The organism is Parabacteroides sp. AF39-10AC, from assembly GCF_003635405.1.
Classification (GTDB): domain Bacteria; phylum Bacteroidota; class Bacteroidia; order Bacteroidales; family Tannerellaceae; genus Parabacteroides; species Parabacteroides distasonis.
On record NZ_QTLP01000010.1, the window covers coordinates 90,332 to 103,346 of the forward strand.

Consider the following 13,015-nt stretch of genomic DNA (forward strand, 5'->3'; position numbering starts at 1 on the left):
TAGATTCTTATTGAAGTAAGTCCATCGCCGCGTCCAACCATGTATTTATATCGTCCGGATAATGTTGGTCGGCGGTATAAGTATCGCTGCGTTTGTGCCCGAGTCTTACGATCACGGCGTTCTTTTCCGGGAGCGTGAAGACGTATTGCCCCAAGATTCCTCTCATATAAGGGATCTTCATCCCTTTGTAATCGAGAATCCAGTATTGGAATCCGTAACAATGGTTGGGTTTGCCGAGATCCTTATAGACAAGACGGGTATCGGGGCTTGTCGCTTCCGCCAGATAAGCGGGAGAGATCAATTGCTGGCCATCCCATTGACCGTTGTTGAGTAATAATTGTCCGAAGCGGGCGAAATCACGGGCGTTACTGTTGAAACAGCAATAGGCTTTTTCCATGCCGTCCTTCCGGTCGAGGCTCCAAAGGGCGCTTTCCTCGGCGTGCATCGGAGTCCATAGTTTGCGGGATACATAATCGCTGAGTTTCTCCCCGGTAGCCTTCTCCACGATAAAGCCCAGCAGTTGTGTCACGCCGCTTTGGTAGATAAAGTTTACGCCGGGCTCGTCGATCTCTTTCATCCCGAAGGCGATTTCCTGTAGGTCATCGCCATAATACAACTGGGTGGTAGGAGAGAAAGGAGAGCTGTAAGCCTCGTCGAAATCCACGCCGGCGCTCATGGTCAGCAAATGGCGAAGCGTTAGGGCTTTTCCGTCGTATCCCTTGAATTCCGGGAAAAAGTCGCTTACCGGTTGATCGACATTGCGGATAAATCCATCGTCGATAGCACAGCCGATCGCTAACGAGACGATGCTTTTCGCCATCGAGAAGGAATTGCTATGCGATTCCGGGGAATAATCTTCCCAATATTGCTCGAATAGCAGTCGATTGTCTTGGATGATTACATAGGCAACCGTACCCAGTTCCTCAAACCGGGGAAGATAACGCTCTGGAATACTTTTCGTATTGTAAGCTTCCGATAGTTCCCAAGGGCGGGGCGAACCTGCCTGTACGACCCGGTTCTCGAAAATCGGATATTGATCGATCTTGGGTAATAAATGAGTAAGCGCTCTGCGCAAATAATAATTGGAGGGTAACGCTAGATACCCTCCGATTCCTACTATAAAAATAAACACTATCCATCTCACGCTTCGAGACAAATAGTGTTTATTGTTTTGAATTCCTTTATTTGAATTATTTTTCATGTAACCACTTTTTGCCTGAAGGGGTATACGTGTAAATTAAGCCTATTAGGCAAATAATCCCGACAACTCCAAGAAAGATTACTAACTCCATATTATTGTCCCTTTTTTCATAGATACAAATATATGGTTTATAATTCAAATAATCAAATACATGCTATTATTCTTTATACCAAGAAGAATACATATGATAGTTCTTGGCTATCTTTTGGTTGATCTCCTTCGCTTGCTCGGGATCAACCTTCTTGACGAACTTAGCGGGAACTCCGGCGTAGATACTGCCCGGCTCGACGATCGTCTTGCTTAGTACTACGGAACCTGCGGCGATGATCGCTCCCTCGCCTACTACGGCGTGATCCAATACCACGGAGCCCATTCCGATCAAGGCGCCATTGCAAATCTTCGCCCCGTGGATCGTTACGTTATGGCCGATGGATACATCATCGCCGATCTCGATCGTCGATTTCTCATATAAGGTGTGAAGGACGGAACCATCCTGTACGTTTACGCCGTTGCCGATGCGAATCGAGTTCACGTCGCCGCGAAGCACGGTGCCAAACCAGATACTGCAACCTTCACCGATCTCTACGTCACCTATAATCGTGGCGTTGTCTGCTAAAAAAGTGTCTTTACCGATCTTCGGGGTAAAGCCACGAACGGATTTAATTAATGCCATTTTTAGTTGTTTAAATTTCTGTTGTTTTCTCTTTCAGCCAAGCTTTCTCCTCCTCGTTCAAGAACGGGCTGATCTTGTCGTAGACCATTTGGTGGTACTTGTTCAGCCAAGCGTGCTCACGGACAGAGAGCATGGGGATGATAATCAAGCTCGTGTCGATGAAACAAAGCGTCAGCGTATCGAATCCTAGGAATTTCCCGAATTCCGTCTCGCTGTCCTCACGTACCAAGATCATGTTCTCCGTACGGATACCGTATTCGCCGGTACGATACATGGCCGGCTCGTCGCTGATCACCATTCCGGGCTTCAAGGTCACCGGGTTCTCCTCCATGCGGATGCTTTGGGGGCCTTCGTGTACGTTTAGGCAATGGCCGATACCGTGACCGGTTCCGTGCAAGTAATTGATTCCGGAATCCCATAGCGCTTTACGGGCAAGGATATCGATCTGGGAACCTCGTGTTCCGGCGGGAAACTTGCTTTTCGCCAAGCTGATCGTACCTTTCAACACACGGGTGAAATCCTTTTTCATCTGCTCCGTCGGCTCTCCAAGGGCGATCGTGCGGGTGATATCCGTCGTACCGTCCAGATATTGTGCGCCGGAATCGATCAAAAGCAATCCTTCCGGTTTCAAGGTCGCGTCCGTCTCCGGCGTAGCGGAGTAATGAACGATCGCTCCATGCTCGGCGTAGCCGCAGATCGTGCCGAAGCTATCCATGATGTATTGCGGTTGTTCCGCACGTAAGGCTGTCAGCTTCTCGGCGGCGCTGATCTCTGTAACTTGGGCTCCTTCCGCCATTTGTTTCTCCAGCCAGATATAGAATTTTGTCAAGGCGACACCATCTTTTACCACGGCGTTTTGGAATCCCTTGATCTCGGTCTCGTTCTTGATGCTCTTCAAGTGGTTGGCGGGGGAGATCCCTTCCACGATCGTACAGCTTCCCGGGATCGCGTCGTATAAGGAGACGTTCGTCTTGTTCATATCCACGAATACCCGGCTATTTTCCGGTAGGCGGGACAGATACCTCTGGATCATGGAGTATTCGGCCAGCGTAACCCCTTCTTTCTTCAAATGCTCGGTGATCTCGGCGGTCAGCTTCTCCGGCTTGATGAAAAGCACGCTCTCATCCTCCGATACGAAGGCGTAGCTGACTACGACCGGGTTATAGGTCACGTCCGTACCCCGGATATTGAATGTCCACGCGATCTCGTCTAAGGCGGCGAGGATCAAGCAGTCGGCGCCCTCGCTCCGCAACTGGTTATTGATTAGGTCTAGTTTCTCGTGCACGGAGGCTCCGCTTAATGCTTCCGGCATCTCGAATATCGGGTTTCCGGGAACGGCGGGACGGTCCTTCCAGATACCCTCGATCAGGTCGGCTGAGGTATCCAGCTTGATTTCTTTACGGCTTAGTTTATTTGCCAAGGCACTCGCTTCGGCGGCGCTATAGGTTTGCCCGTCCAGCCCTACGGCCTGTCCGGCGTGTAACTCATGCAAGAGGAATTCCGTGATAGACGGTGTCTCCGGAAGCGCCAACTTATAGAGTTCGATACCGGAACCTTCCAGCTGGCTGGCCGCTTGCAGGAAATACCGGGAATCAGTCCATAAGCCCGCCTTGTCCGCGGTGACCACGATCGTTCCCGCCGAGCCGGTGAAGCCGGATATCCATTCTCTCGATTTCCAGCGATCGGCCGGATACTCGCTTAGATGCGGGTCGGAACTGGGTATGATGTAAGCGTCAACCTTCTGTTGCCTCATAGCCTCCCGTAGGGCGGCGATACGTTCAGGAATGTTTGTTTTCATCGCATTTTATTTTAGTCAACATTAATACTCGCAAAGTTAATGAATTATTTTGGATTTGTCTCGCCGGAAACCGGCTCTTCTACCTTATAATATAGATGGGAAGTACCCAGCTTTTCCCACCGCAGTTTCCCTTCCTCTACCAGCCGCCGCAAGTCGAGGGAAGCCTTACTTCTGGAGCATCCGCAGAGCGACATATACTTCTTCTGGTGGATAAAAGGGTTCGTCTCCAGATAACGGAATACCTCTTGCTCGCATTCCTTGGCGGAGGGATATGCGGGATCGCTAACCGTGTACTCGTCACGAAACACCGGCATGGTCTTCAGCCGGTCTCTTAGTTCCTTGGACGATCTGAACTTCACGTCCTTGAAATGGATGGATTCCGCCCGGATCTCATTCTTTTCCATCACGGGCCGGCTTTTCAGTGAGACGCTGAAAGTACCGATCCCCTCTAGCTCCACGTTATAACCGAACATGAGGAAGTCCACCATCATGTCTTGGAAAAGCTGCAAGATCCCTTTCATATCCGCGGGAGAGAAAGAAGACCGGGACTTCGCTCTGCTGATGAACTCATCCGTATGTATCGTCCCGCAAGAGACCAAACGAGGATGTAGGGGTAATGACTTCCCGGATTCCTCTGGATTCGGGTTGGGATTTCTGACTAACTTGTAATTTGCTGACATCTGTGCTGTGTTTAAATGGTTATAGATCTTTTGTCCGATTTTTCTAGATCGCTTACTCGTTTTTATAGGCGAGCTTAGCGGTTTCTTCAAGAAGAATTCATCTTTCAACAGCCGTTGCATGATCATGCACCAACTGTTGGACGATCATCTACCATCTGTTGGATGATTGTCCAACAGATGGTAGATGATGAATACTTCAGCTTCAAAGGTACAATATATAAAAGAGAAAAGGGTAAGGATTCCGGATAAAAGAGCTAAAGGTTATGATAAACGTGTATGGGCTCACAGCCTTGTGGTCCACAACCTTGTGAACCGATCCCTTTAAATCAAGTTAAAGATAAGGCACCCAATAGATATCAAGGAATAATTTGCTAGCTTTGTAGAAACAAATAAGAAGTGCCATGAGGAATCTGCTTTATCTTTTTGTCTTTGCGGCTCTGCTTCTCGGCTTGAGCGCATGTTCTTCTTATTATTATTCGATGTTGAACTCGAATGACCCCGTTGGGGAGAAGAATGAGAGAGGTGATTTTGTGCAGGAAAACGATACGGTACGTATCTCTTATCGTTTCTGGGGAGAGAACGCCCCGGTTACTATTACCATTTATAATAAATTGGATGAACCCTTGTATGTGGATTGGGGGCGGTCGGCGCTGATTATCGATGACGTGGCTACCTCCTACGATCCGAAAGTGGCCTCGGTGAGAGGCGAGAGCTCTAGCGTGGCATCCGGTAGCTCCTTTCATTGGAGCGATAGGAGCAGCAGCGGGTGGAGCTACTCGGAAGGTTCCTTCTCCGGTGATGTGAGTTTGCCGAAGGGCGTTGAGTTTATCCCGCCGCATTCCAAATTAGTCAATACGCCTTTGCAATTAGCCAACTTCCCGTTTAACGAGATCCCGAAGGAAGAGTATGTAAAGGAGCAAATGACAACGAAAGCAAACACCACCGTAAATATCCGAGTGAAGGATTTTACGGAAGAAGATTCTCCGCTGAGATTCCGTAGCTACCTGACGTTGTTCGCCGGGGGGACCAATGGGAAGCCCTTGAAGCATTCCTCTTTTGAGCGGAACTTCTATCTGGCGAAATTGATCAAGGTCGGCGACGTGGCTCCCCGGTATTTCGATGAGGGACAGCAGCAATCCGGCGATTTCTTTTACGTGAAAGAGACTCATGGGGCTACGGCAGGCCTTGTCGTAGGGGCGATAGCGGTTACCGCCGCAGGGGTGGCGATAGAAGCTACGCTGGGTCCCGTGAACTATTAATATATTCATATCGAATGATACAAACTCTATCTGATTTAAAGACCGTGCGTTTCAACGAGCAAGCGGACGGTGTGATCATTTTGGACCAAACTCTGCTGCCGGGTAAGGAAGCGTATCTGACCCTTACCACTGCCGAGGAGATATGGGATGCCATCTATAAATTAAAGGTACGTGGAGCACCTGCTATCGGGATAGCGGCCGCTTATGGTATCTATGTCTGCGCCCGTCGGATCGATACGGTGGAGAAATCCGTTTTCGTGAATGAGTTTCGGAAGATCAAGGAGTATTTGGCCGGTTCCCGTCCGACGGCGGTGAATCTGGTGGCGGCGCTGAACCGGATGGAGCGGGTATTGGTCGCTCATCCAACCTTGTCTGTCCCGGAATGGAAAGAGCTATTATATAAGGAAGCGATTGCGATCCGGGAGGAAGACGCCGCCGCTTGCCGGCAGATCGGCGAGAACTGTCTGGAGCTACTCCGTCCCGGGATGGGAATCCTTACGCATTGCAACGCCGGACATCTGGCGGTCTCGGAGTATGGCACCGCCTTGGCGCCGATTTATCTGGGGCAGGAGAGAGGCTATGGTTTCAAGGTCTTCGCCGACGAGACCCGTCCTTTGTTGCAAGGCGCCCGGCTCACGGCCTATGAGCTAAGCAGGGCCGGCGTGGACGTGACGCTGATTTGCGATAATATGGCCTCTATCGTCATGCGGAAAGGCTGGGTGCAAGCCGTGGTCGTAGGTTGCGACCGTGTAGCCGCCAATGGTGACGTGGCGAATAAGATCGGCACGTCCGGGGTGGCTATCTTGGCCCGGCATTACAAGATCCCCTTCTATGTATTAGGCCCGACATCCACCATCGATAGCTCGTGCCCGGACGGCGATTCCATTGTAATAGAGGAACGTAACCCCGATGAGGTCACCGAGATGTGGTATTCAAGGCGTATGGCCCCGAAAGACGTAAAAGTCTACAACCCCGCCTTCGACATTACTCCCCACGAGCTAATCACGGCTATAATTACGGAGAAAGGCATCTTTTATAAAAATAATCGCTGAAAGTTTTGCTAATCCCGAAACAATCAGTAATTTTGCCGCTCAATTTGAGGATATAAATAATTAAACAATATAACAATTTAAATTATGATCGTAGTTCCATTAAAAGAAGGCGAAAACATCGAGAAGGCGCTTAAGAAATTCAAGAGAAAGTTCGAGAAAACAGGTGTAGTCAAGGAATTGAGAGGCCGTCAGGCTTTCGAGAAACCGTCTGTTACGAAGAGAAAGCAGACTATGCGTGCTATCTACGTACAGCATTTGCAACAAGTAGAAGAATAATTATAGCTTCCGGGCTTGTTTTATTGAATTCTTATTCCTATTTTCGTTGCATGAATGTTGATGCAACGAGAATATGCTGATCGATGACTTTCTAAACTATCTCAGGTATGAGCGGAACTATTCCAATTATACGATTGGTGCCTATTCGAAAGATTTGGACCAATTCCAGAGGTATGTAAGAGAGCATCGAGAAGGTGCATTCAACCCCGGGGAAATCGACTCGGATTTCGTGAGAAGCTGGATCGTCAGTTTGATGGACGAGAAGCTTTCTCCCGTATCGGTAAACCGGAAATTAAGTTCTTTGAAATCTTTTTTTAAGTTTCTCATGAAACGGGGGATTGTCTCCGCGAATCCGTTGAGATTGGTGAGCGGTCCGAAAACGAAGAAACCCTTACCTTATTTTATTAAGGATAGCGAGTTGGAGGCGTTGTTGGACGGGGACGGATTTGATGAGGATTTTGAAGGTGTGAGGAATCGGTTGGTCATTGAGATGCTATACGATACCGGGATGCGCCGCTCAGAGTTAATCGGCATACGAAACGTGGATGTGGATTATGAGGCGATGCAGGTCAAGGTAACCGGAAAGCGGAACAAGCAGCGGTTGATTCCTTTTGCGGAGGGTTTAAAAAACTTAATGCTTGCATACACGGAAGTCCGTGATCGTGAGGTTGAGGCAGCCGGTGAATGGTTTTTCGTTCGAAAGAACGGGAACCAGTTGTCGACGGGGATTGTTTATAATATAGTAAAAAAGCAATTGTCGGAGATACCCATGCTGGCGAAACGAAGTCCACACGTGTTACGACATTCATTTGCAACGAGTATGTTAAACAACGGAGCCGAGCTGAACGCTGTGAAAGATTTATTAGGTCATAGCAGTTTAGCGTCTACCAGTGTTTACACGCATACAACCTTTGAGGAATTAAAAAAAGTGTATCATGCTCATCCAAGAGCAAAAAAAGAAGGAGGTTATTATGGACGTTAGAATTCAAGCAATTCATTTCGACGCAACTGCACAGTTGGAGGCGTTTATTCAGAAGAAAGTTTCTAAATTGGAGCAATACTTCGATGGTATTATATTGGCAGAGGTTACATTGAAGGTGGTTAAGCCTGAGACGGTGAAGAACAAGCAAGCCAGTATAATGTTGTCCGTGAAGAACGGGGAATGTTTCGCTGATAAAATAAACGATACTTTCGAAGGGGCGATAGACGATTGTGTTGAGGCTTTGGAGAAGCAACTGGTTAAATTCAAAGAAAAAATCAGAGCCAAATAAAAAAAACGGTAGATAAATTTGGTATGTAAGAAATAATATCTAAATTTGCAGCCGTTTCGCCGTGGTGACGAAACGGCTGCTTTTAGAAGTATCGCCTCTTTAGCTCAGTTGGCCAGAGCACGTGATTTGTAATCTCGGGGTCGTTGGTTCGAATCCGACAAGAGGCTCAAAAAAATGTATTGGAATTGGCAGTTACCAGAGTGGCCAAATGGGGCTGACTGTAACTCAGCTGGCTTTCGCCTTCGGTGGTTCGAATCCATCACTGCCCACACGAATGAAACAAAGGAGAGAATCGGTTGGTTCATTCGGTCTTGCGGAAGTAGCTCAGTTGATAGAGCATTAGCCTTCCAAGCTGAGGGTCGCGGGTTTGAGCCCCGTCTTCCGCTCTTATAAGTTGCCTGTGTAGCTCAGCGGTAGAGCACTTCCTTGGTAAGGAAGAGGTCCCGAGTTCAAGTCTCGGCACCGGCTCAATTGAAAATTGAACATGATCATTAATCAAATAAAGAACAATTAAGTTATGGCAAAAGAGAAATTTGACAGATCGAAACCACATGTGAACATTGGTACGATTGGTCACGTTGACCACGGTAAAACAACTTTGACAGCTGCTATCACAACAGTATTGGCAAAGAAAGGTCTTTCAGAGTTGCGTTCATTCGATTCTATCGACAACGCTCCTGAAGAAAAAGAGAGAGGTATCACAATCAACACTTCTCACGTAGAGTATCAGACTGCAAACCGTCACTATGCTCACGTAGACTGTCCGGGTCACGCCGACTACGTAAAGAACATGGTAACTGGTGCTGCTCAGATGGACGGTGCTATCATCGTAGTTGCTGCTACTGATGGTCCTATGCCTCAAACTCGCGAGCACATCCTTTTGGCTCGTCAGGTAAACGTTCCGAGATTGGTTGTATTCATGAACAAGTGTGACATGGTTGACGACGAGGAAATGTTGGAATTGGTTGAGATGGAGATGAGAGAGTTGCTTTCATTCTATCAATTCGACGGTGACAACACTCCGATCATCCGTGGTTCTGCTCTTGGTGCATTGAACGGTGATGCTCAATGGGAAGATAAAGTAATGGAGTTGATGGAAGCTTGTGATACTTGGATTCCTCTGCCTCCGCGCGAAATCGACAAGCCGTTCTTGATGCCGGTTGAGGACGTATTCTCAATCACGGGTCGTGGTACTGTTGCTACAGGTCGTATCGAGACAGGTATCGTTAAGGTAGGTGAGGAAGTTCAGATCATCGGTCTTGGCGCTGCTGGTAAGAAATCTGTTGTTACAGGTGTTGAGATGTTCCGTAAGTTATTGGATCAAGGTGAGGCTGGTGACAACGTTGGTTTGTTGCTTCGCGGTATCGATAAAAATGAGATCAAGCGTGGTATGGTAATCTGCCACCCGGGTCAGGTTAAAGAGCATTCTAAGTTCAAGGCTGAGGTTTATATCTTGAAGAAAGAGGAAGGTGGTCGTCACACTCCGTTCCACAACAAATATCGTCCTCAGTTCTACATCCGTACATTGGATGTAACTGGTGAGATCACTTTGCCGGAAGGAACTGAAATGGTAATGCCGGGTGATAACGTAACGATCGAGGTTGAGTTGATCTATCCGGTAGCATGTAGCGTAGGTCTTCGTTTCGCTATCCGCGAGGGTGGACGTACAGTAGGTGCAGGCCAGATCACAGAATTAGAGAACTAATTCAAGCATTAGATAATGTTATAGCCAGTCTTTTTAAGGGCTGGCTATTTCTACGGAAGTAGCTCAGTTGGTAGAGCACTGGTCTCCAAAACCAGGTGTCGGGAGTTCGAGCCTCTCCTTCCGTGCTAAAATCTATAGATTCGATGAAAAAGATAATTACTTATATTAAGGAATCTTATAACGAACTTGTTTATAAAGTTTCTTGGCCTACGAGAGCAGAGCTTTCCAATAGTGCGGTTGTTGTTATGTTTGCTTCCCTTATCATCGCCGCATTGATCTTTGTTGTTGACGGGGCCTTCGAGGGTGTTATGCGTTTCTTCTACAACCAAATTTTCTAATCAGTTAAGGTATGTCTGATATCCAAAAGAAATTTTATGTTCTGCGTGCCATCAGTGGCAAGGAGAACAAGGTACGGGAATATCTAGAGGCTGAGCTGAAGAATACGGATCTGGGAGAATATGTATCTCAAGTCTTGATTCCGACCGAGAAAACCTTTACGGTACGAAACGGTAAGAAGGTCATGAAAGAAAGAGCTTACTTGCCGGGTTATGTACTGGTTGAGGCCGCTTTGGTCGGTGAGGTTGCTCATCGATTGCGGAACATTCCGAACGTGATTGGTTTCTTGGGTGGTTCTGATACCCCCGTGCCATTACGTCCTGCGGAAGTGAATCGTATCTTAGGTACGGTTGACGAGTTGCAGGAACAACAAGAGGATCTGGATATCCAGTTCTATGTTGGCGAGAGTGTGAAGATTACTTTTGGACCGTTCAGCGGTTTCACGGGTATAATCGAAGAGGTCAACGCCGAGAAAAAGAAACTTAAGGTGATGGTTAAGGTCTTCGGACGCAAGACTCCCCTTGAGTTGGGTTATATGCAAGTTGAGAAAGAATAGTACTCTGGTTACGAAAAGTGCTACCTTTCTGTTATTGATGTTATATATCTAAAAAATTTTAGAAACAATGGCTAAAGAAGTTGCTGGACAAATCAAATTGCAGATTAAAGGAGGAGCAGCAAACCCTTCTCCCCCAGTAGGACCTGCTTTGGGTTCTAAGGGTATTAACATTATGGAGTTTTGCAAGCAATTTAATGCCAAGACCCAAGACAAGGCTGGTAAGATATTACCTGTTGTAATTACTTACTATGCCGATAAGTCTTTCGACTTTGTCGTTAAAACTCCTCCTGTGGCAATCCAGTTGTTGGAAGCTACTAAGAAGAAGAGCGGTTCCGCTCAACCTAACCGTGCTAAGATCGCTGAGATCACATGGGAGCAGGTGAAAGCTATCGCTGAAGACAAATTAGTCGATCTAAACTGCTTTACTGTCGAGTCAGCCATGAGAATGGTTGCGGGAACAGCCAGAAGTATGGGTATCACTGTTAAAGGGACATTCCCGGGTAATAATTAATAAACTTCAATTGAGATGAGTAAACTTACAAAGAATCAAAAGTTGGCTTTGGGCAAGATTGAAGCTGGGAAAGCATATACATTGAAAGAAGCTTCAGCTTTAGTGAAGGAAATTACTACAACTAAGTTTGACGCATCCGTAGATGTTGATGTCCGTTTAGGTGTTGACCCCCGTAAGGCCAATCAAATGGTGAGAGGCGTGGTTTCATTGCCTCACGGAATTGGTAAGCAGGTTAGGGTTCTCGCATTATGTACTCCGGACAAGGAAGCTGAAGCTACTGCCGCTGGAGCTGACTATGTTGGATTGGATGAGTATATTAATAAGATTAAAGGCGGTTGGACTGACATTGATGTTATCATCACTATGCCTTCTATCATGGGTAAGATCGGTGCTCTTGGTCGCGTATTAGGCCCTCGTGGTTTGATGCCTAATCCAAAGAGCGGTACGGTTACCAATGAGATCGGAAACGCGGTGAAGGAGGTTAAGCAAGGTAAGATCGACTTTAAGGTAGATAAGAGCGGTATCGTTCACACATCTGTTGGTAAGGTGTCTTTCACTCCGGAACAGATTCGTGACAATGCTAAGGAGTTTATTTCAACTTTGATCAAGTTGAAACCTACTGCGGCTAAAGGTGCGTATATAAAGAGTATTTATCTTTCTAGTACTATGAGTGCGGGTATTAAAATTGACCCCAAATCAGTTGAAGAAAACTAAAAAACAATTGAACAATGAGAAAGGAAGATAAAGGAACTGTTATAGGTCAATTAACTGAAACATTAAAGGAATATCCTAATTTCTATTTGACGGATATCGAGGCGTTGGACGCTGAGAAAACCAGCAAATTGAGAAGAGAGTGTTTCAAGCGTGAGGTTAAGTTAGTCGTTGTAAAGAATAACTTGCTTAAGAAAGCGTTGGAGAACATTGAAGGTGACTTCTCTGATCTTAACGTGGCTTTGAAAGGCAATACGGCTGTGATGTTCTCACAAGTCGCTAATGCTCCCGCTCGCCTGATTAAGGATTTTACTAAGGACGCTAAAAAAGGTGTAGTCGTTAAACCGGCTTTGAAGGCTGCTTACGTACAAGAAAGCTTCTATGTAGGTGCTGAGAATCTTGAGGCATTAGTAAATATCAAGAGCAAAAACGAACTTATTGCCGATGTTATCGCATTGTTGGAATCTCCGGCGAAGAACGTTATCTCTGCTCTTCAGTCATCAGGACAAACTATCCATGGTCTGTTGAAGACTTTGGAAGAAAGATAATTTTTCATTAAAACATTACACAGATAAATAATCATTTAAATCATACAAAAATGGCAGATTTGAAAGCTTTTGCAGAACAATTAGTAAACTTGACCGTTAAAGAAGTTAGCGAATTAGCTACTATCCTTAAAGAAGAGTACGGTATCGAACCTGCTGCTGCAGCTGTTGCTGTTGCTGGTCCTGCTGCTGGTGGTGCTGCTGCCGCTGCAGAAGAGAAGACTTCTTTCGATGTTGTATTGAAAGCAGCTGGTGCTAATAAATTAGCTATCGTTAAGTTAGTTAAAGAATTAACAGGTCTTGGCTTGAAAGAGGCTAAGGATATGGTAGATAGCGCTCCTAGTGCAATCAAGGAAGGTATCGCTAAAGCTGATGCTGAGGCATTGAAGAAACAGTTGGAAGAGGCTGGAGCTGAAGTTGAGCTTAAATAGTATTTATAAC

At 46.6% G+C, this 13,015-nt stretch carries 16 protein-coding genes and 5 tRNA genes; 17 read left to right on the forward strand and 4 right to left on the reverse strand.

Annotated elements, in window-relative coordinates:
* Nucleotides 1–7: 7 nt before the first annotated feature.
* The 4 genes from DW033_RS10965 to DW033_RS10980 all read right to left on the reverse strand — a co-directional run bounded on the left by DW033_RS10965 (nt 8) and on the right by DW033_RS10980 (nt 4,352).
* Nucleotides 8–1,201: a serine hydrolase gene (locus tag DW033_RS10965; RefSeq protein WP_087342498.1), complete on the reverse strand. Its 1,194-nt coding sequence runs from the start codon at nt 1,199–1,201 to the stop codon at nt 8–10.
* Between the two features lie 157 nt (nt 1,202–1,358).
* Nucleotides 1,359–1,874, reverse strand: coding sequence for a gamma carbonic anhydrase family protein (locus DW033_RS10970; RefSeq protein ID WP_005854163.1), 516 nt, complete (start codon nt 1,872–1,874; stop codon nt 1,359–1,361).
* Nucleotides 1,875–1,884: 10 nt separating this feature from the next.
* Nucleotides 1,885–3,672, reverse strand: a complete 1,788-nt coding sequence (locus DW033_RS10975) for an aminopeptidase P family protein (protein WP_005867236.1) — start codon at nt 3,670–3,672, stop codon at nt 1,885–1,887.
* A gap of 44 nt (nt 3,673–3,716) precedes the next feature.
* On the reverse strand, nt 3,717–4,352 hold the full coding sequence (locus DW033_RS10980) for an HU family DNA-binding protein (RefSeq protein ID WP_005867237.1): 636 nt from the start codon (nt 4,350–4,352) through the stop codon (nt 3,717–3,719).
* Between the two features lie 401 nt (nt 4,353–4,753).
* Between DW033_RS10980 and DW033_RS10985 the strand changes: the two genes are divergently transcribed.
* From DW033_RS10985 to rplL, 17 genes are all read left to right on the forward strand, one after another.
* Nucleotides 4,754–5,611, forward strand: a complete 858-nt coding sequence (locus tag DW033_RS10985) for a hypothetical protein (RefSeq protein WP_122382749.1) — start codon at nt 4,754–4,756, stop codon at nt 5,609–5,611.
* A 14-nt stretch (nt 5,612–5,625) separates the two neighbouring features.
* Entirely contained in the window at nt 5,626–6,663 is a 1,038-nt protein-coding gene (gene mtnA / locus DW033_RS10990; RefSeq protein ID WP_122145479.1) for an S-methyl-5-thioribose-1-phosphate isomerase, read from the forward strand.
* 84 nt (nt 6,664–6,747) lie between these two features.
* Complete coding sequence (gene rpsU, locus DW033_RS10995) at nt 6,748–6,939, forward strand: 30S ribosomal protein S21 (RefSeq protein ID WP_005854174.1); 192 nt, start codon at nt 6,748–6,750, stop codon at nt 6,937–6,939.
* Between the two features lie 73 nt (nt 6,940–7,012).
* Nucleotides 7,013–7,921, forward strand: a complete 909-nt coding sequence (locus DW033_RS11000) for a tyrosine-type recombinase/integrase (RefSeq protein ID WP_122382750.1) — start codon at nt 7,013–7,015, stop codon at nt 7,919–7,921.
* Nucleotides 7,911–8,210 (forward strand): ribosome hibernation-promoting factor, HPF/YfiA family, encoded by a 300-nt coding sequence (hpf, locus tag DW033_RS11005; RefSeq protein ID WP_008778704.1) that lies wholly within the window; start codon nt 7,911–7,913, stop codon nt 8,208–8,210. The genes DW033_RS11000 and hpf overlap by 11 nt, the downstream gene beginning before the upstream one ends.
* A 93-nt stretch (nt 8,211–8,303) precedes the next feature.
* Nucleotides 8,304–8,377 (forward strand) — tRNA-Thr (locus tag DW033_RS11010).
* Nucleotides 8,378–8,397: 20 nt separating this feature from the next.
* Nucleotides 8,398–8,479: transfer RNA gene (locus tag DW033_RS11015), tRNA-Tyr, on the forward strand.
* A 44-nt stretch (nt 8,480–8,523) separates the two neighbouring features.
* A tRNA-Gly gene (locus DW033_RS11020) sits at nt 8,524–8,596 on the forward strand.
* Between the two features lie 10 nt (nt 8,597–8,606).
* Nucleotides 8,607–8,678 (forward strand) — tRNA-Thr (locus tag DW033_RS11025).
* A 49-nt stretch (nt 8,679–8,727) separates the two neighbouring features.
* Nucleotides 8,728–9,915, forward strand: coding sequence for an elongation factor Tu (tuf, locus tag DW033_RS11030; protein WP_005854209.1), 1,188 nt, complete (start codon nt 8,728–8,730; stop codon nt 9,913–9,915).
* A gap of 52 nt (nt 9,916–9,967) precedes the next feature.
* Nucleotides 9,968–10,040 (forward strand) — tRNA-Trp (locus DW033_RS11035).
* An 18-nt stretch (nt 10,041–10,058) separates the two neighbouring features.
* Complete coding sequence (secE, locus tag DW033_RS11040; protein WP_122382751.1) at nt 10,059–10,253, forward strand: preprotein translocase subunit SecE; 195 nt, start codon at nt 10,059–10,061, stop codon at nt 10,251–10,253.
* Between the two features lie 11 nt (nt 10,254–10,264).
* Entirely contained in the window at nt 10,265–10,807 is a 543-nt protein-coding gene (nusG, locus tag DW033_RS11045; protein ID WP_005854213.1) for a transcription termination/antitermination protein NusG, read from the forward strand.
* Nucleotides 10,808–10,874: 67 nt separating this feature from the next.
* Nucleotides 10,875–11,318: a 50S ribosomal protein L11 gene (rplK, locus tag DW033_RS11050; protein ID WP_005867244.1), complete on the forward strand. Its 444-nt coding sequence runs from the start codon at nt 10,875–10,877 to the stop codon at nt 11,316–11,318.
* 15 nt (nt 11,319–11,333) lie between these two features.
* The gene (rplA, locus tag DW033_RS11055) at nt 11,334–12,032 is read left to right on the forward strand and encodes a 50S ribosomal protein L1 (protein ID WP_122382752.1); all 699 of its coding nucleotides are present in this window, start codon (nt 11,334–11,336) and stop codon (nt 12,030–12,032) included.
* Between the two features lie 14 nt (nt 12,033–12,046).
* Nucleotides 12,047–12,577 carry a 50S ribosomal protein L10 gene (rplJ, locus tag DW033_RS11060; RefSeq protein WP_005867245.1) on the forward strand — a complete coding sequence of 177 codons (531 nt, stop codon included), beginning with the start codon at nt 12,047–12,049 and terminating at the stop codon, nt 12,575–12,577.
* A 50-nt stretch (nt 12,578–12,627) separates the two neighbouring features.
* The gene (gene rplL, locus DW033_RS11065) at nt 12,628–13,005 is read left to right on the forward strand and encodes a 50S ribosomal protein L7/L12 (RefSeq protein ID WP_005854220.1); all 378 of its coding nucleotides are present in this window, start codon (nt 12,628–12,630) and stop codon (nt 13,003–13,005) included.
* Nucleotides 13,006–13,015: the final 10 nt, after the last annotated feature.